This window comes from Burkholderia sp. LA-2-3-30-S1-D2 (assembly GCF_001523915.2).
In the GTDB taxonomy this organism is placed as follows: Bacteria; Pseudomonadota; Gammaproteobacteria; order Burkholderiales; family Burkholderiaceae; genus Burkholderia; species Burkholderia diffusa.
On record NZ_CP013384.1, the window covers coordinates 752,002 to 769,254 of the forward strand.

Below are 17,253 nucleotides of genomic sequence, written 5' to 3' on the forward strand. Positions count from 1 at the left end.
GGTTCGCCCGGATGCGCGGCCGCGGGCCGTCCCGCTTCAGCGCTGCGCGAGCCATGCGTCGACGCGGGCGAGCCCGGCGCGCAGCGCTTCGAACAGCGCCGCGTTGCCGGCGAGCGAGCCCCACAGCGCGCGGCTTGCGCACAGCGCGACGACCGGGTCGTCGGCTTCGACGATCGCGCGCGCGGCGCCGTCGTCCATCACGCCGTCCTGGTACGCATACGGCAGCAAGCCTCGCGCCCAGCGTTCGAGAAAGCGCAGGAACAGCGCCGGCAACACGGCGGTGGCGACCGGCGCCGCGCCGCGTGCGAGCGATTCGACGAACGTCGGCGCGATGAAGCCGGGAATCTTCGAGAAGCCGTCGGCCGCGACGCGCTGGTTCGTGTCGAGCACGTACGGGTTGCCGAAGCGTTCGAGCACGACGTCGCGGTAGCGTTCGAGATCGAGCGGGCTCGGGCTGAGACACGGGATCACGTCCTGCGTCACGTAGTCGTGCGCGAACCGGCGGATCGCCGCGTCGTGCGTGCCCTCGTGGATGTACGTGTAGCCCGCGAGCGTGCCGGCCCACGCGATGCAACTGTGCGTCGCGTTAAGGATGCGGATCTTCGCTTCCTCGTACGGGTGCACGTCGTCCACCAGCTCCGCGCCGGCCAGCTCCCAGCGCGGCCGGCCGGCCGCGAAGCGGTCCTCGATCACCCACTGGATGAACGATTCGCCCATCACCGGGCATGCGTCGTCGACGCCGGTGGCCGCGCGCACGCGCTCGCGCACGTCGGCGGTCGGGCGCGGCGTGATGCGGTCGACCATCGCGCTCGGCGTCGCGACGTGCGCATCGAACCACGCGAGCAGGCCGTCCTCGCCGCGCCGTTCGAGGAATTCGCGCATGCCCGCACGAAAGCGCGCGCCGTTGTTGCGCAGGTTGTCGCAGCTCTGCAGCGTGAGCGGGCCCGCGCCGCGCTTCACGCGCTCGGCAAGCAGCGCCGCGAGCGCGCCGTACAGCGTCGTGCGCGCGCCCTGCAGGTCGGCCGCCAGATCGGCGTTCGCGAGGTCGAGCCGGTTGTGTTCGTCGAGGTAGTAGCCGCCTTCGGTCACGGTGAACGACACGATCCGGCATGCCGGGTCGGCGCCGGCGTCGATCAGCGCGGCGAGGTCGATCGACCACGGCAGCACGCGCGAGATCGCGCGGACCGTCTCGTATGCGCGCTCGCCCTGCGGCGTGACGGTCTCGAGCGTGTATTCGCCGTGCTGCGCGGCGAGCGCGTCCATCGTCGCGCGCATGTCGTCGCGGATGTTGCCGACGGTCAGCGACCAGCGTTCGTCGGCCGGCACGGCCGCGTTCACGCGATGCAGATACCACGCCTGGTGCGCGCGGTGGAAAGAGCCCGCGCCAATGTGCAGCAGCACGGGCGCGCGGGCGGAGGACGATTCGCTCATCCGGTGTCTCCTGTTCGTGCCAGTCTTTCCTGTTGAATACGATCATTTGCTCTTTGTGTGAGCGAATGATCGTATTCGGGCGAGCGAAAGTCAAGGCGGGACACGGCATTTCGATGGTGCGCTGCGGCGGCGCGCGCGGCGCGAAAGGGGGAGCGGTATCAGCGGCCTTCGCGTGTGAGCGCGACGAGTTCGTCGAGCAGCTTGCCGGCCGGCCCCGGCAGGATCCCGTGGCGGCGCCGGAATGCGGTGAGCGTGCGCACCGCGACGACCTCGCGCACCGGCAGCGTGTCGATCGTGCCGGCGCGCTGTTCCGCGCCGTACATCGGTTCGGCCATCCAGCTCAGGAAGCCCGCATGCGCGACGAGGCTCTTCAGCGTCGTGACCGAGCGTGTCTCGACCGCGATGTCGGGAAGGGCAAGCCCGTGCGCGTCGAAGGTCGCGCGCATGTGGTCGAACGGCGCGGTGCCGCGCGGCGGAATCGCCCAGCGCGCGTGCAGCGTGTCGGCGAGCGTCGGCGCGCGACCGAGCGCGCGCAGCGGATGGTGCGGCGCCGCAACGATATGGCTGCGATCTTCCCAGCGGCACTCCGGAATCGCGACGATCTCGTCGGTGTCGGGCCCGTGCGCGGACAGCGCGAGATCGATCTCATGCTTGTTCAGCCCTTCCGCGAGCCGATCCCACACGCCTTCGAGAATCTCGACACGCAGGTTCGGCCAGCGGTCGAGCACGCGGCCGACCGCGACCGGCAGCACGAGGCTCGCGATGCTGCCCACCGCGCCGACCTTGATCGTGCCCTTCGCGAAGCCGCGCATCGCGTCGAGCTCCTCGCGCGCATGCTCGGCCTCGTGCTGCAGCAGCGTCGCGTGCGGCAGCAGCGCCTCGCCGAACGCCGTCAGCTGCACGCCTTTCGAATGGCGCTCGAACAGGGGCGCGCCGACCTGGTCCTCGAGCCGCTTCAGGATCCGGCTCAGCGCCGGCTGGGTCACGTGCAGCGCGTCGGCCGCGCGGCCGAGGCTGCCGCACGCGACGATGGTCGTGAATGCCCGCAATTGCCGGAGATCGAAAGTCATGCCGAACCGTAATGGCTTTTCGCAAAAAATACAGTATCCGTGAATGGCTCGCGCTTCGATACTGTGGAAACCGCCAAGCCACCGAGGAGACGCCCGAGCATGTCCGGCACCCCGTCCCATTCCGCCACACCGTCCGCCCCGATCACCGTCCGCGATGCCGTCATCGACCTGTTTCGCCAGTTCGGCATCGATTGCGTGTTCGGCAATCCTGGCTCGACCGAGCTGCCGATGTTCCGCGATTTCCCCGCCGATTTCCGCTACGTGCTCGGCCTGCAGGAGGCCGTCGTGGTCGGAATGGCGGACGGTCATGCGCAGGCCACAGGCAACGCGGCGGTCGTCAACCTGCATTCGGCGGCCGGCGTCGGCAACGCGATGGGCAACCTGTTCACCGCGTTCAGGAACCGCACGCCGCTGATCGTCACGGCAGGCCAGCAGGCACGCGCGATCCTGCCGTTCGATCCGTTTCTCGGCGCGACGCAGGCCGCCGAGCTGCCGAAGCCGTACGTGAAATGGAGCATCGAGCCCGCGCGTGCGCAGGACGTGCCGGCCGCGATCGCGCGGGCGTACCGGATCGCGATGCAGGAGCCGCGCGGGCCGGTGTTCGTGTCGATCCCGGTCGACGACTGGGACCAACCGGCCGAGCTGCTGCCGCGCCGTGACGTGAGCAGCGTCGTGCGGCCCGATCCCGATGCGCTCGCGCGGCTCGGCGACGCGCTCGATGCCGCGCGGCGTCCCGCGCTGGTGGTCGGCGCGGCCGTCGATCGGGCCGGTGCGTGGGACGACGTCGTGCGGCTCGCCGAGCGGCACCGGGTCAGCGTGTACGTCGCGCCGATGTCGGGGCGCTGCAGCTTTCCCGAGGATCATCCGCTGTTCGCCGGCTTCCTGCCCGCGATCCGCGAGAAGATCGTCGCGCGGCTCGACGGGCACGACCTCGTGTTCGCGTTCGGCGCGCCCGCGTTCACCTATCACATCGAGGGCTGCGGCCCGCACGTGCCGCCCGGCGCCAAGCTCGTGCAGCTCGTCGACGATCCCGGCATCGCCGCATGGACGCCGTCGGGCGACGCGGTCGTCGGCAACCTGCGGCTCGCGGCACGCGATCTGCTGGCCCGGCCGGCGCCGCGCGAGCGGCCGATGCCCGCGCCGCGGCCGATGCGCCCGCGCGCCGAAGCGCCGGCCGCCGGCGAACGGATGTCGGTGGCATTCGCGCTGCAGACGCTCGACGACGTGCGCGACGCGCACGACATCGTCGTCGAGGAAGCGCCGAGCGCGCGGCCGGTGATGCAGGCGCACCTGCCGTTCACGCGCAGCGGCACGTTCTACACGATGGATAGCGGCGGGCTCGGTTACGGGATGCCGGCCGCGGTTGGCGTCGCGCTCGCGCGGCCGGGACGGCGCGTGATCGGGCTGATCGGCGACGGGTCGAGCCTCTATTCGATCCAGGCATTGTGGAGCGCCGCGCAGCTGAAGCTGCCGATCACGTTCGTGATCCTGAATAATCGGCGCTATGCGGCGCTGCAGGATTTCGCGCCGGTGTTCGGCTTCGGTCCTGACGATCCGGTGCAGGGCACCGATCTGCCCGACCTGGATTTCGTCGCGCTCGCGCAAGGGATGGGGTGCCGCGGCATCCGCGTCGCCGATGCCGCTCGCCTGCACGAAACGCTGACCGACGCGCTGCGGGCCGATACGCCGGTCGTCGTCGACGTCGAAGTTGCCTGACGCGCGTTGCGCGTCCTTCCGGAGAATCCATGCAAACCGTATCGATGCTGATCGGCGGCGAACGCCGCCAGTCGTCCAGCGGCGCGACCTTCGTGCGCCGTAACCCGCTCGACGGCGAAGTCGCGTCGGTCGCGCCCGCGGGCACGGTCGACGATGCCCGCGCGGCGGCCGACGCGGCCGCTCGCGCGTTTCCTGAATGGGCCGCGCTCGGCCCCGGCGCGCGCCGCGCGCTGCTGCTGAAGGCTGCCGCCGCGCTCGAGGCGAAGCACGAGCAGTTCGTCGCCGCGATGGCGGCCGAAACCGGCGCGTCGGCGCTGTGGGCAGGCTTCAACGTGCACCTCGCCGCGAGCGGGCTCGTCGAGGCCGCGTCGCTGACCACGCAGACCGGCGGCGAGCTGATCCCGTCCGACGTGCCCGGCTCGCTGGCGATGGGCGTGCGACAGCCGGCCGGCGTGGTGCTCGGCATCGCACCGTGGAACGCGCCGGTGATCCTCGCAGCGCGTGCGCTCGCGCTGCCGCTCGCTTGCGGCAACACGGTCGTGCTGAAGGGCTCCGAGCTGTGCCCCGTCACGCACGGGCTGATCGTCGAGGCGCTGCAGGAGGCCGGGCTGCCGCCGGGCGTCGTCAACTTCGTGACGAACGCGCCTGAAGACGCGGGTGCCGTCGTCGATGCGCTGATCGCACATCCGGCCGTGCGCCGCGTGAATTTCACCGGCTCGACGCGCGTCGGGCGAATCGTCGCCGAAGTGTGCGCGCGTCATCTGAAACCGTCGGTGCTCGAACTCGGCGGCAAGGCGCCGTTCGTCGTGCTCGACGATGCGGATCTCGATGCGGCGGTCGCGGCGGCCGCATTCGGCGCATTCGCGAATTCCGGACAGATCTGCATGTCGACCGAGCGGATCGTCGTCGATGCGTCGATCGCCGACGCATTCGTCGCGAAGCTCGCCGCCAAGGCCGCGTCGCTGCCGCTCGGCGATCCGCGCCAAGGGCCGGTCGTGCTCGGTTCGCTGATCGACATGAAGGCCGTCGAGCGCTGCAACGCGCTGATCGACGACGCGCTCGCGCACGGCGCGACGCTGCTGTGCGGCGGCAAGTCGGACAGCACGCTGTTCCCGGCGACGCTGCTCGATCACGTGACGCCCGCGATGCGGATCTACGCGGAGGAGTCGTTCGGGCCGGTGAAGGGCATCGTCCGGGTCGACGGCGAGGCGGCCGCGGTCCGCTGCGCGAACGACAACGCGTTCGGGCTGGCTTCGGCCGTGTTCAGCCGCGACGTCGCCCGCGCGATGCGGGTCGCGGCGCGCATCGAATCGGGCATCTGCCACGTGAACGGCCCGACCGTGCACGACGAGGCGCAAATGCCGTTCGGCGGCGTGAAGGACAGCGGCTTCGGCCACTTCGGCGGCAAGGCCGGCATCGCCGCGTTCACGGACCTGCGCTGGATGACCGTGCAGACCGCGCCGCGCCAGTATCCATTCTAAGAGGCCGCAGACGATGAAGATTGCGATTCTCGGTGCCGGTGCGATGGGCTCGCTGTTCGGGGCGCTGCTGGCGGAGCACGGCGAGGCCGTCACGCTGATCGACGTGAACGATGCGCATCTCGATGCGATCCGTCGCGACGGGCTGCGCATCGACGACGATCGCGGCGAACGCCACATCCGCGCGCTGCAGGCCGTCCGGCCAGAAACGGCGAATGCGCAGGCAAGTGCATCGCCCGACATACCGTTCGATCTGCTGATCGTTTTCACGAAATCGCTGCACACGCGTGCGGCGCTCGAAGGCGTGCGCGCATTGCTGACCTCACGTACGTACGTGCTGACGCTGCAGAACGGCCTCGGCAATGTCGAGACGCTGAACGCGTTCGTGCCGCTCGAACGGATTCTGGTCGGCGTCACGACGTGGCCGGCCGACTTCGCCGGCGCCGGACACGTCCGCTCGCACGGTGCCGGCGCGATCCGCATGATGACGGCCGACGGTGCGGCGCGCCCGTTCGCGGCGGCTGTGGCCGACGCGCTGTCGCGTGCCGGGCTCGCGTGTTCGCTCGACGCCGACGTGTGGGCCGCGATCTGGGAGAAGGTCGCGTTCAACGCGGCGCTCAACACGCTGTGTGCGGCGACGGGCTGCACGGTCGACCAGCTCGGACGTGAACCTGACGGCCCACGGCTCGCGCTCGCGATCGCGGCGGAGACGGCCGCCGTCGCGCGCGCGAAAGGCATCGCGGTGGACGGCGAACGCATCGCGCGCAACGTCGAGCATGCGATCCACGCGCATCGCGGCCATCGACCGTCGATGCTGCAGGACGTGCTCGCGGGCCGCCGCACCGAGATCGACGCGATCAGCGGCAAGATCGTCGCGGCCGCGCGCGAGACGGGTATCGCGGTGCCGCATACCGATACGCTGCTCGCACTCGTCAGGCTGATCGACGCGCGGCGCGACTGAGCATCACGCCGGCGGCGGGCTTGCGCCGCACGACGATACGGCCGCGCCGCATGCAGCCGATGTCGCCGGATCGGGTTGGATTGGACAAGACGCGGGGGCGGCGCCGATGCACGGACGCCGACTGACCCTGCAGCACGAGATCCGGGCACGCGCAAGCGCCAGCCCGGGCAACTGGAGACGCCATGAAAGTCATCGAATGCCGTTGCCTTGCCGCGCGCCGTGCGCGCACCTTGCCGCCGACGCGTGGCGCACGGGAGGTCGCATGAGCATGCGCGACGGATTGGAACCGCCCCCGGTCGACATCGGCGCGACGCTTGACGACGGACCGTTCACGACGATGCAGCGTTGCGTGGTGCTGCTCGCCGCGCTTGCGATCGTGCTCGACGGCTTCGACGGGCAGTTGATCGGTTTCGCGATTCCGGTACTGATCCGCGAATGGGGGATCACGCGCGGCGCGTTCGCGCCGGCGGTGGCCGCCGGGCTGATCGGGATGGGCATCGGCAGCGCGTGCGCGGGCTTCGTCGCGGACCGTTTCGGGCGCCGCCAGGCCGTGATCGGCAGCGTGTTCCTGTTCGGCATCGCGACCTGCGCGATCGGCTTCGCGCCGGATGTCGCGACGATCGCGATGTTGCGCTTCTGCGCGGGGCTCGGGATCGGCGGCGCGCTGCCGACGGCCACGACGATGACGGCCGAATACACGCCTGCGCGGCGCCGCACGATGATGGTGACGGCGACGATCGTCTGCGTGCCGCTCGGCGGCATGCTGGCCGGGCTGTTCGCGCACGAGGTGCTGCCGCGCTATGGCTGGCGCGGGCTGTTCTTCGCCGGCGGCGCGCTGCCGCTCGTGCTCGGCTTCGTGCTCGTGCGTGCGTTGCCCGAATCGCCGCGCTTCCTGGCACGCCGCCCCGCGCGCTGGCCGGAACTCGGCGCGCTGCTCGCGCGCATGCAGCGGCCGGTCGCGCCCGACGCCACGTTCACCGATCTGCGCGATGCACGCGCGCCCGGCGCACGAGGCGGGTTCGGCGCGCTGTTCGCCACCGGCCAGGCGCGCGACACGATCGCGCTGTGGTGCGCGTTCTTCATGTGCCTGCTCGCCGTGTATGCGGCGTTCAGCTGGCTGCCGACGATGCTGGCCGCGAGCGGGCTGAGCGTGTCGGTCGCGGGCTCCGGGCTCACCGCGTACAACCTTGGCGGCGTGATCGGCGCGCTGCTGTGCGCATGGGCGATCACGCATGCGGGTTCGCGCTGGCCGCTCGCGCTCTGCAGCATCGGCGGCGCGGCGAGCGCGGTGTGGCTGATGGGGGTCGATGCGGGGCGCCACACGGGCTGGCTGATCGTCGGGCTCGGTCTGCACGGGCTGTTCGTCAACGCGGTGCAGTCGACGATGTATGCGCTGTGCGCGTACATCTACCCGACGGCGGTTCGCGCGACCGGCACCGCGAGCGCGCTCGCATTCGGCCGGCTTGGCGCGATCCTCAGCGCGTTCGCGGGCGCGATAGTCATCACCGCGGGCGGTGCGACGGCGTACCTGACGATGCTGGCCGCCGCGATGAGTGTGGTGTGCGTCGCGCTGCTCGCGATGCGGCGGCACATTCCGCGGCTCACGCGCGAACGCGCGTTGCCGCGCGAAGGGGAGGAACTGGCCCGCACGTCGTCGTGACGCGCGGGCGCATGACGCACGCGTACGTTACAGCGTGGTGCGTACGTGCCAGAGCTCGGGGAACAGCACGACGTCGAGCATCTTGCGCAGGTACGGCGCGCCGCTCGTGCCGCCGGTGCCCTGCTTGAAGCCGATGATGCGCTCGACGGTCGTCACGTGACGGAAGCGCCACTGGCGGAACGCGTCCTCGAGATCGACGAGTTCCTCGGCCATCTCGTAGAGCTCCCAGTGCTGCTGCGGGTGACGGTAGACTTCGAGCCACGCAGCCTCGACGGTCTCGTCGTGCCGCATCGGCTGCGTCCAGTCGCGCTCGAGCCGCTCGGGTGCGATCGGGAAACCGCGCCGCGCGAGCAGGCGCACGACCTCGTCATAGAACGACGGCGCCTCAAGCGTCGCGCGCACCTGTTCGAGGATGTCGGGCCGGTGCGCATGCGGCTGCAGCATCTGCACGTTCTTGTTGCCGAGCAGGAATTCGAGCTGCCGGTACTGATACGACTGGAAGCCCGACGACTGGCCGAGGTACGGCCGCATCGCCGAATACTCGGACGGCGTCATCGTCGACAGCACGTTCCACGCCTGCACGAGTTGCTCGAGAATGCGCGACACGCGCGCGAGCATCTTGAATGCGGGCGGCAGCGCGTCGCCACGCACCGCGTCGAGCGCGCCGCGCAATTCGAACAGCGCGAGCTTCATCCACAGCTCGCTCGTCTGATGCTGGATGATGAACAGCATCTCGTTGTGATCGGGCGACAGCGGATGCTGCGCGTCGAGGATCGAATTCAGCGACAGGTAGTCGCCGTAGCTCATCGACTTCGAGAAATCGAGCTGCGCGTTGTGCCAGCCGGCATCGCCCGAGGCATCGCCCGGCACGTGCGGTGCTTCGTGTGCCGGTTGGGCCGTGCGCGCGCCCGAGAACGGGCAGCCCGCCGGCGCATCGTCGCCGGGTGGCTGCATATGACCAGAATTCACGACTCTCTCCAGAATTGAATGACGGGGGCGCGGCGCGCAATCCGCATGGAACCGCGGTGCGCGCCGGGCAAAAAGCCGATCAGGTCACCGCGCCGCGCTCGGCGAACTCGGGTGCCTTCCACGCATCGGTGGCCAGGATGTCGCGCAGCGTCTCGACGGCATCCCACACGTCGACGAAGCGCGTATAGAGCGGCGTGAAGCCGAAGCGCAGCACGTACGGCTCGCGGTAGTCGCCGATCACGCCGCGCGCGATCAGCGCCTGCATCACCTCGTAGCCGTGCGGGTGCTCGAAGCTCGCCTGCGAGCCGCGCTGGTGATGCGCGCGCGGCGTGACGAGCTTCAGCGACAGGCCCGCACAGCGTGCCTCGACGAGTGCGATGAACGCATCGGTCAGCGCGAGCGACTTGCGGCGGATCGCGTGCATGTCGGTCTGCAGGAACACGTCGAGCCCGCATTCGACCATCGACATCGACACGATCGGCTGCGTGCCGCACAGGAAGCGCGCGATGCCCGGATCGGGCGCGAAGCCCGGCTGCATCGCGAACGGCGCGCGGTGGCCCCACCAGCCCGACAGCGGCTGCGAGAAGTGCGCGTGATGACGGTGTGGCACCCACACGAACGCCGGCGAACCGGGGCCGCCGTTCAGGTACTTGTACGTGCAGCCGACCGCGCCGTCCGCATGCGCGCCGTTCAGGTCGACCGGCACCGCGCCGGCCGAATGCGCGAGATCCCACAGCATCAGCGCGCCCGCGTCGTGCGCGAGCTGCGTGACGGCCGGCATGTCGTGCATGTAGCCGGTGCGGTAGTTCACGTGCGTGATCATCGCGACGGCCGTGTCCGCGCCGAGCGCGTCGGGCAGGTCCGCCGGATCGTCGATCAGGCGCAGCTCATAGCCGCCGCCGAGCTGTTCGATCAGCCCTTGCGCGATGTACAGGTCGGTCGGGAAGTTCGAGCGCTCCGACACGATCACGCGGCGTTCCGGCGCGCGCTCGGCCTGATGGCGCAGCATCGCCGACAGCAGCTTGAACAGGTTGATCGAGATGGTGTCGGTCACGACGGTCTCGCCGGGGGCGCCGCCGATCAGCGTCGCGAGCTTGTCGCCGAGGCGGCGCGGCAGCGCGAACCAGCCGGCGGTGTTCCAGCTGCGGATCAGACCTTCGCCCCATTCGGCGCCGATCACCTGTTGCGCGCGGGCGGCCGACGCGCGCGGCTGCGCGCCGAGCGAGTTGCCGTCGAGATAGATCACGCCGTCGGGCAGCGCGAACTGGTCGCGCAGCAGGGCGAGCGGGTCGTCGCGGTCGAGGGCGAGCGCGTCTTCACGGGTCTTGATCATGATGTCGGGTCAGTGGTTCTCGGGTCAGTGGTTCGGTGAATCAGGAGGATCGGCCGGGCAGCGCACGCAGCACCGCACGCACGGGGCTCGCGTCGAGCGTCGCGAACTTCAGCGGCAGCGCGATCAGTTCGTAGTCGCCGGGCGGCACGTCGTCGAGCACGATCCCTTCGAGGATCGCCATCCGGTGCGCGCGCACGCGGTGATGCGCATCCATGGTCTTCGATTCCTGCGGGTCGAGCGACGGCGTGTCGATGCCGATCAGCTTCACGCCGCGCGCGGCGAGCAGGTCGACGGTTTCGGGCGCGACCGCGCAGAAGCCGCTATCCCATTGTTCGACGCTGGCACGCGCATAGGTGCGCAGCAGCACGCGCGGTGGCACGCCGTCCAGCGCGGCCTCGATGTCGGCCGGGCGCACGACCGGCGAGGCGCCGATGCAGTGGATCACGCGGCACGGACCGAGATAGGTGTCGAGCGGCACCGCGCCGATCGGCGCGCCGTCGGCGTCATAGTGGAGCGGCGCGTCGCAGTGCGCGCCCGTGTGCGGCGACAGCGTCAGGCGCGCTACGTTGACCGGCGAGCCGGCCTCCATCCGCCAGACGCGTTCGACGGAAACCGCCGTGTCGCCCGGCCATACGGGGGTGGAGGGGCCGACGGGCGGCGAGATGTCCCAGAGTGTGTCCATGGCATGACGAATCGGTGAATCGATGCTTCGAATGATAGGCGGACGCTCGCAGAAAGTGCTTGCGAAATAAACATGGACAATCCGCCGGATTGGCAGATAATTCGAATCAGATGGAAAACGGGGACCAAAAATGCACGCGATCACGCTTGATGCCACCGACTGCCGGATTCTGGCGGTACTGCAGGAGGAGGGCAGAATCAGCAATCTCGACCTGGCGGAACGGATCTCGCTTTCGCCGTCCGCCTGTCTGCGCCGGATGCGCCTGCTCGAGGAGCAGGGCGTGATCGAGCACTATCGCGCGTGCCTGAGTCGCGAGAAGCTCGGCTTCGAGCTCGAGGCGTTCGTGCAGGTGTCGATGCGCAACGAAGAGAATCAATGGCACGAGCGCTTCGCGGAAGCGCTGCGCGAATGGCCGGAGGTGGTCGGCGCGTTCGTCGTGACGGGCGAGAGCCACTATCTGCTCCGGGTGCTCGCGCACAACCTCAAGCACTATTCGGATTTCGTGCTGAACCGGCTCTACAAGGCGCCGGGCGTGATGGACATCCGTTCGAACATCGTGCTGCAGACGCTGAAGGACGAAGCGGGCGCGCCGGTCGGGCTGGCGCGCATGGGGTCGATCAAAGCGGTGTGAGGCCGTGGAAGCCGCCGCCGTGGAACACGAGCGGCGCCGTGGCATCCGATGCGGCACGCACGCCGCAGCGTTCCACTTCGCCGACGAAGATCACATGGTCGCCTTCGTCGTAGCGGCTGCGGTTGTGGCATTCGAACCACGCGAGCGCGCCGTCGAGCACCGGCATGCCCGAGTTGCCGGCCGCGTGCGCGATCCCTTCGAAGCGGTCGCCCTTGTAGGTCGAGAAGCGCTTGCACAGGTCGAGCTGCGACGCCGCGAGCACGTTCACCACGTAATGGCTGTTGTTGCGGAACACCGGGGTCGACGCCGATTTGTGCGCGAGGCTCCACAGCACGAGCGGCGGATCGAGCGACACCGAGTTGAACGAGCTCGCGGTGATGCCGATCAGCTGCCCGGACGGCGCACGCGTCGTGATGACCGTGACGCCGGTCGCGAACTGCCCGAGCGCCTGGCGAAAGGCGGCCGAGTCGAAATCCGGCGGGGTGGCGTGGTTCATCGGGCGGCCATCCGGAACGAAACGGACGGGCGCGGCGCACGGCGGCTGCAACGGGCGCGGCGGACGAAAGGCGATGAGGCCAGGGCGGTCGATTGGGAAGTGGTGCGCATGGCCCGATTTTAGCGGAATCGCGACCGCCGGACCCGTGCGGACGGCGCATCGCGGGGCTAGCGTGAGGTAGCGAACACTGTCGCGCGGCGCCGGCGTCGTGCTGGAACGGTCGTTCTCGCGCCTTTCGTTGCGCGCCGTCCGAGGCCGCTCCGCGAGCCGGGCGCTATCGCGCCGCCGCCAGCCTGAGCGACAGCGCGCCCGTCAGGATCAGGCTGGACGCCCACACCGCATCGAGATTGAACCAGCTCCGCGCGACGAACTTCAGCCCGAGATAGCGGTACACGAGCCACGCGAGCGCGCCGCCCGCGCCGAACATCGCGGCTGCGTGCGCGGCCGCGACGACGAGTGCCATCCCGAGATGCGCATCGACGAGCGTGGCCGCCGCGCGATGGCCGGCGTCCCGGTCGAACCCGCAGAGCCCGAGGTAGATCGGCACCAGCATCAGCCCCGCGCCGTGCGCGAGCGCAACCGCGAACGACCATAGTCCGAGCCGCGCGGGCGGTATCCGCGCGAGCGCACGCGGATGCCGCCGCCGGATCAGCAGCACCACGCCGAAGCCGATCACGAGCGCGCTCGCGCCGATCCGGATCGCCGACTGCCACGCAAGCAGCGCGGCAAGCAGCCCGAACGGCAGCATCACCATGAATACCGCGAGCGCATGGCCGAGCGCGAGATAGCCGAGCGCCGCGACGAGCGCGCCGCCGCGGCGCGTCATCAGCGCGTTCGACACCGCGAGCGGCCAGCCCATTGCCGGATTGAGCCCGTGATAGACGCCGCTCGCGAGCACGGCCGCCCACAGCGCGAGCGGCGCGGAGAGGCCGGCGCTCAACGCTTGACCGACGGATAGCAGAACGAGTCGGTCGAGCAGTCGCCGCCTTCGAGCCGGATCTGGTGCGCGCGATAGCCGTCGGGGAAGTCGACCCAGTAGTCGTCGGCGAGCGTCAGCCCGCCGTCCGGCCCCGCATGCGCGAGCACCTGCGCGGCCGGCACGCCGTCCGGATAGAACTGGTCGTCCCACGTCGAGTAAAGCGAGTTGGTCCAGTACACGCGCCGGCCGTCGCGGCTGATTTCCACCATCTGCGGGCCGCCGGCGAACGCGCGGCCGTTCGTGTGCGGCGCGCGGCGCACGATCCCGCCGATACGCACCGACCCCGCGAGCACCGGATGATGCGGATCCGACACGTCGTACTGGCGCATCTCGCCGGTGCCCCAGCACGACACGTACAGAAAGCGGTCGTCGAGCGACAGGTCGATGTCGGTCACGAGCGGGGGCACCGCGCCGAAACCCTGGAGCAGCGGCGGCAGTTCGTCGGCCGCGGCCGGCTCGGGCGGAATCGTCGCGGTCTTCTTCACATGGAACTGGCCGCCTTCGCGCCACCAGGTCCAGATCGAGCCTTCGAGATTGGTCGTGTCGACCACGACGCCGACGAACCCGTATTCGCGCACCGGATCGTGCGCGGGCCGCACCTCGAGCGCCATCTGGTGCTGCGCGCCGAGATCGATCGTCTGCACGTTGCGCCGCGCGCGCAGGTCCCAGAAATGCAGCCGGTGCCCGTACTTGTTCGCGAGCAAGTCCTCCGGCACGATGCCGTTCTCGAATTGCGGCGGCAGCGCCCATTCGCTCGACACCATGTAGTCGCGCGGCAGGTTCCACCAGAAGTCGTAATGCTTGTCCTGCGAGCTGCGGTCGATCTCCCAGCGGCCGAGCACGTCGAAGGTCTCGCAGTCCATGATGAAGATGCCGGGCGCGCCGTCGGTGCCGTCCTTGCCCGCGCCGCCGAGCGTGCTCACGTAGATGCCTTCGGGGCCGCAATGAACCGTATGCGGTCGCGAATAGCCGGTCTTGGCGAACACCTCGTCGGGCTCGATGATCTTGTGGATGCGCGCCTGAGTCGGGTGCGGCTTCGTGTCGATCACGTAGATCCGCGACGAACGCAGACCCGGGATGATCAGGAAGCGGCGTTCGAGAAATGCGTGGCCGGTCAGCGGCGACAGCGACGACGAACACGCATTCCAGCCGAAGTGGTGGAATTCGTCTCCGGTGTTCGGCATCGTCACCGTGTGCACGATCTTGCCGTAGGTCGCCGAGCCGGGTTTCACGTCGATCACGGCGAGCGCGTCGGGTCTGGAAAAATCGGGGCTCAGCAACAACGTATAGGCAAATTCCTCCGCCGGCGCCTGCATCGCAAGTTCCGGCGAAGCGTGAAATGTCGGGTCAGGCCGCATGCTCATCGTGGTGCCTCTCTCGGTCGTATCGGATCACGGGTGCACGGACGTTCGCTGCGAACGTGCGGGTCGAACAGGTTGCGTGACGGAAATGCTCCGGCGGCCGCGCGATGGAGGACGCGCAGCGCGGTGCATCAGGTCGGGAAAGCAGGGAAACGCGGTGCGCCGGATCGCCGCGCATGCGGCGCAACGGGCGCACGGCGGCGCGAGGGTGCGGTGAAAGCGACGGCGGTCGGGCCCGCAATGCGGGCGCTTTCTGCTGAGGCGTGCATATCGATGTTCCGGCAGATGATGTTGGCATCAGGACGGGCATGCATCGGACGCTGCGCGCAGCCGGACGGTGTGCCGTTGCGGCGAGGCGTGCCTAAGTGTAGACGAGAAACGCGCGGCCGGTGGTGCGCGGCACGCATGCGGTTCTGCCGGATTTGCGCACGAGTGAGATACTTGGACGCTGCCGCTGCGCGCCGGGCAACCGGGCCGCGGCGATACGGACCGGCGACGCCGCCGCGTGCCCGCGTGCCGGCCGTTGTCATCAACGAGGTAATGATTTCATGGTGAACGAGATGCTTGAAACCGCGACTCTAGGCGGCGGGTGCTTCTGGTGCACGGAGGCCGTGTTTCTCGACGTCGACGGCGTGACGGCCGTCCAGTCGGGCTATGCAGGCGGCCACACGCGCAATCCCGGCTATCGCGACGTATGCGACGGCGATACCGGTCACGCGGAGGTCGTGAACGTGACGTTCGATCCGGCGCGCATCGGTTATCGCGAGATCCTCGAGATCTTCTTCGCGACGCACGATCCGACCCAGCTGAACCGGCAGGGCAACGACGTCGGCACGCAATACCGTTCGGTCGTGTTCACGCATTCGGACGCGCAGCGCGACGTCGCGCTCGACGTGATCCGCGAACTGGAGCGCGAGCAGGTGTTCGGGCAGCCGATCGTCACGCAGGTCGTGCCGCTCGACGGCAACTACTGGCCGGCCGAGGACTATCACCAGAACTATTACGCGCGCAATCCGGGGCAGGGCTACTGCTCGGTCGTGATCGGGCCGAAGCTCGCGAAATTCCGCCAGAAGTTCTCGCACCGGCTGAAGTCGCTGCGCGGCGCGTAACCGGTTCGCCGATGCGCAAGCGGCGCCCGCGCAGCGATGCTTACGCCGCCTCGCTGCGCCACTGCGTGCACGCTGCGGCGATCTCGCGCGCGAGCGCGAGGCACGACAGCGGCGCGGAGCCTTCCGCCTTGTTGTTGATCGTGATGATCACGGGCTGTCCGGCCAGCGCGTAGCGCGCGGCCAGTTCGGCGAGCGCCGAGCGTGTGGCCGGATCTTCGTCGACGAGCTTGTCGAACGGCTCGTATTTCGCTTTTGCCTGTTCGTACTTGAAGCCGCCATGCAGGCTCCAGCGCACGATCAGCGGGCCCGGCGCATCGCCGTCGAGCAGCGCGAGCGCGGCTGCCTGGCGCAGCGGGTCGGGCATCCGCGCATGCAGGCCGACGCAGTAGCGCACGCCGAGCGTCGCGAGCGCGCGGATGAAGCGCGGCGTGAGCAGGCTCGCGTCGCGGATCTCGATCGCGTAGCGCGTGCCGTCGGCGTCCGGCGGCAGCGTCGGCAGCGCCGCGAAGAATGCCGACAGCCGGTCGATCAGTGCGGCCGGTTCGGCGAGCAGTTGATCGGGCATCGGAGAAAACTGGAACACCAGCACGCCGGCCTTCCTGCCGAGCCCTTCGAGGCACGGTTGCACGAATTCGCGAGTGGCGAGCTGCGCGTCGAGAAAGGTCGGGTTCGGGCCCGACGGCTCGCCGCGCCGGCCGCGCACGACCGCATCCGTGACGGACGCCGGCGCCTTCACGACGAAGCGGAAATCGTCCGGCACCTGTTGTGCGTAGCGCAGGTAGTCGGCCACCGACAGCGGCCCGTAGAACGACCGGTCAAGGCTCACGCTCTTCAGCAGCGGATGCGCGCCGTACGCCTCGAGCCCCTCGCGAGACAGCTTCGTCTGCGCGAAATCGCCGTCGTAGACGATGCCGTCCCAGCCGGGGAAATACCACGACGATGTGCCGAGGCGCACGTTCGGCGGCAGCGCGGCCGCCGCGTCGGCGACTTCCGCGGAAACCGGTGCTGGCGGCACGCCGCGCCGACGCCGGGCCTTCTTCGGCGGCGCGGTCGGCGGCGACGGTTCGTCCCAAAGCAGGCCGGAAGCAGGGGACGGTTCCGGTTCCTGGTCGGCGCCAGCGCCGGGCGATGCGCGGCCGGTGCGCGCGGGTGACTTTGCCGGTCGCGCAGCGTCGTGTTCGTCCGGCGTCGCGCGTTGGCCGGCGCCCGCAGGGTTGTCGTCGTTCGGGGGCGCGGCCGTGCGCGCGTCGTCGGGCGACGCGCCGAACAGGTCGAACTGCCCCTCGGCGTGCGCCCCGTCCGCTTCGTCGCGCTGCTGTCGTTGCGGCGGCGTGCTGCGCCGCGTCCTGCCGTCACCCATGCATGCCCAGCGTGAAG

15 protein-coding genes are annotated in these 17,253 nt (G+C 69.7%); 6 read left to right on the forward strand and 9 right to left on the reverse strand.

Features of this window, described 5'->3' with window-relative positions; translation table 11 throughout:
• Positions 1–36: 36 nt before the first annotated feature.
• Both dalD and WS66_RS16105 read right to left on the reverse strand, forming a co-directional pair.
• A complete protein-coding gene (gene dalD, locus WS66_RS16100; protein WP_059607969.1) occupies positions 37–1,431 on the reverse strand; it encodes a D-arabinitol 4-dehydrogenase in 1,395 nt (464 codons plus the stop codon).
• A gap of 158 nt (positions 1,432–1,589) precedes the next feature.
• Positions 1,590–2,501, reverse strand: a complete 912-nt coding sequence (locus WS66_RS16105) for a LysR family transcriptional regulator (protein WP_059607970.1) — start codon at positions 2,499–2,501, stop codon at positions 1,590–1,592.
• A gap of 99 nt (positions 2,502–2,600) precedes the next feature.
• Between WS66_RS16105 and mdlC the strand changes: the two genes are divergently transcribed.
• The 4 genes from mdlC (at position 2,601) to WS66_RS16125 (ending at position 8,316) form a co-directional block, all read left to right on the forward strand.
• Positions 2,601–4,217, forward strand: coding sequence for a benzoylformate decarboxylase (gene mdlC, locus WS66_RS16110; protein ID WP_059607971.1), 1,617 nt, complete (start codon positions 2,601–2,603; stop codon positions 4,215–4,217).
• 29 nt (positions 4,218–4,246) lie between these two features.
• Positions 4,247–5,698, forward strand: coding sequence for an aldehyde dehydrogenase family protein (locus WS66_RS16115; RefSeq protein ID WP_059607972.1), 1,452 nt, complete (start codon positions 4,247–4,249; stop codon positions 5,696–5,698).
• Positions 5,699–5,711: 13 nt separating this feature from the next.
• Positions 5,712–6,656, forward strand: a complete 945-nt coding sequence (locus tag WS66_RS16120) for a ketopantoate reductase family protein (protein ID WP_059607973.1) — start codon at positions 5,712–5,714, stop codon at positions 6,654–6,656.
• A 262-nt stretch (positions 6,657–6,918) separates the two neighbouring features.
• Positions 6,919–8,316, forward strand: a complete 1,398-nt coding sequence (locus WS66_RS16125) for an MFS transporter (RefSeq protein WP_059608015.1) — start codon at positions 6,919–6,921, stop codon at positions 8,314–8,316.
• Positions 8,317–8,343: 27 nt separating this feature from the next.
• Here the strand turns inward: WS66_RS16125 and kynA are convergent, their stop codons facing one another.
• The 3 genes from kynA to kynB form a co-directional block, all read right to left on the reverse strand.
• Entirely contained in the window at positions 8,344–9,270 is a 927-nt protein-coding gene (kynA, locus tag WS66_RS16130) for a tryptophan 2,3-dioxygenase (RefSeq protein ID WP_059607974.1), read from the reverse strand.
• Positions 9,271–9,364: 94 nt separating this feature from the next.
• Positions 9,365–10,618, reverse strand: a complete 1,254-nt coding sequence (gene kynU / locus WS66_RS16135) for a kynureninase (protein WP_059607975.1) — start codon at positions 10,616–10,618, stop codon at positions 9,365–9,367.
• Between the two features lie 40 nt (positions 10,619–10,658).
• Positions 10,659–11,300 carry an arylformamidase gene (kynB, locus tag WS66_RS16140; protein WP_059607976.1) on the reverse strand — a complete coding sequence of 214 codons (642 nt, stop codon included), beginning with the start codon at positions 11,298–11,300 and terminating at the stop codon, positions 10,659–10,661.
• A 130-nt stretch (positions 11,301–11,430) separates the two neighbouring features.
• Between kynB and WS66_RS16145 the strand changes: the two genes are divergently transcribed.
• Positions 11,431–11,931, forward strand: a complete 501-nt coding sequence (locus WS66_RS16145; RefSeq protein ID WP_059607977.1) for an Lrp/AsnC family transcriptional regulator — start codon at positions 11,431–11,433, stop codon at positions 11,929–11,931.
• Here the strand turns inward: WS66_RS16145 and WS66_RS16150 are convergent.
• The 3 genes from WS66_RS16150 to WS66_RS16160 all read right to left on the reverse strand — a co-directional run bounded on the left by WS66_RS16150 (position 11,918) and on the right by WS66_RS16160 (position 14,770).
• A complete protein-coding gene (locus tag WS66_RS16150; protein ID WP_059608016.1) occupies positions 11,918–12,427 on the reverse strand; it encodes a flavin reductase family protein in 510 nt (169 codons plus the stop codon). The genes WS66_RS16145 and WS66_RS16150 overlap by 14 nt on opposite strands.
• A gap of 274 nt (positions 12,428–12,701) precedes the next feature.
• Positions 12,702–13,367 carry a hypothetical protein gene (locus WS66_RS16155; protein WP_059607978.1) on the reverse strand — a complete coding sequence of 222 codons (666 nt, stop codon included), beginning with the start codon at positions 13,365–13,367 and terminating at the stop codon, positions 12,702–12,704.
• Complete coding sequence (locus WS66_RS16160; RefSeq protein WP_059607979.1) at positions 13,364–14,770, reverse strand: selenium-binding protein SBP56-related protein; 1,407 nt, start codon at positions 14,768–14,770, stop codon at positions 13,364–13,366. The genes WS66_RS16155 and WS66_RS16160 overlap by 4 nt, the downstream gene beginning before the upstream one ends.
• Before the next feature lie 545 nt (positions 14,771–15,315).
• Between WS66_RS16160 and msrA the strand changes: the two genes are divergently transcribed.
• Positions 15,316–15,876 (forward strand): peptide-methionine (S)-S-oxide reductase MsrA, encoded by a 561-nt coding sequence (gene msrA / locus WS66_RS16165; RefSeq protein WP_059607980.1) that lies wholly within the window; start codon positions 15,316–15,318, stop codon positions 15,874–15,876.
• A 40-nt stretch (positions 15,877–15,916) separates the two neighbouring features.
• Here the strand turns inward: msrA and WS66_RS16170 are convergent, their stop codons facing one another.
• Entirely contained in the window at positions 15,917–17,236 is a 1,320-nt protein-coding gene (locus WS66_RS16170) for a DUF72 domain-containing protein (RefSeq protein WP_059607981.1), read from the reverse strand.
• Between the last annotated feature and the right edge of the window lie 17 nt (positions 17,237–17,253).

What these genes read in the sequence shown, in the direction of transcription:
- msrA (WP_059607980.1), top strand. Translation starts at nt 15,316, where the DNA reads ATGGTGAACGAGATGCTTGAAACCGCGACTCTAGGCGGCGGGTGCTTC.
- WS66_RS16105 (WP_059607970.1), bottom strand. Translation starts at nt 2,501, where the DNA reads ATGACTTTCGATCTCCGGCAATTGCGGGCATTCACGACCATCGTCGCG.
- WS66_RS16115 (WP_059607972.1), top strand. Translation starts at nt 4,247, where the DNA reads ATGCAAACCGTATCGATGCTGATCGGCGGCGAACGCCGCCAGTCGTCC.
- WS66_RS16120 (WP_059607973.1), top strand. Translation starts at nt 5,712, where the DNA reads ATGAAGATTGCGATTCTCGGTGCCGGTGCGATGGGCTCGCTGTTCGGG.
- WS66_RS16170 (WP_059607981.1), bottom strand. Translation starts at nt 17,236, where the DNA reads ATGGGTGACGGCAGGACGCGGCGCAGCACGCCGCCGCAACGACAGCAG.
- WS66_RS16160 (WP_059607979.1), bottom strand. Translation starts at nt 14,770, where the DNA reads ATGAGCATGCGGCCTGACCCGACATTTCACGCTTCGCCGGAACTTGCG.
- dalD (WP_059607969.1), bottom strand. Translation starts at nt 1,431, where the DNA reads ATGAGCGAATCGTCCTCCGCCCGCGCGCCCGTGCTGCTGCACATTGGC.
- kynB (WP_059607976.1), bottom strand. Translation starts at nt 11,300, where the DNA reads ATGGACACACTCTGGGACATCTCGCCGCCCGTCGGCCCCTCCACCCCC.
- WS66_RS16145 (WP_059607977.1), top strand. Translation starts at nt 11,431, where the DNA reads ATGCACGCGATCACGCTTGATGCCACCGACTGCCGGATTCTGGCGGTA.
- mdlC (WP_059607971.1), top strand. Translation starts at nt 2,601, where the DNA reads ATGTCCGGCACCCCGTCCCATTCCGCCACACCGTCCGCCCCGATCACC.
- WS66_RS16150 (WP_059608016.1), bottom strand. Translation starts at nt 12,427, where the DNA reads ATGAACCACGCCACCCCGCCGGATTTCGACTCGGCCGCCTTTCGCCAG.
- WS66_RS16125 (WP_059608015.1), top strand. Translation starts at nt 6,919, where the DNA reads ATGAGCATGCGCGACGGATTGGAACCGCCCCCGGTCGACATCGGCGCG.
- kynA (WP_059607974.1), bottom strand. Translation starts at nt 9,270, where the DNA reads ATGCAGCCACCCGGCGACGATGCGCCGGCGGGCTGCCCGTTCTCGGGC.
- kynU (WP_059607975.1), bottom strand. Translation starts at nt 10,618, where the DNA reads ATGATCAAGACCCGTGAAGACGCGCTCGCCCTCGACCGCGACGACCCG.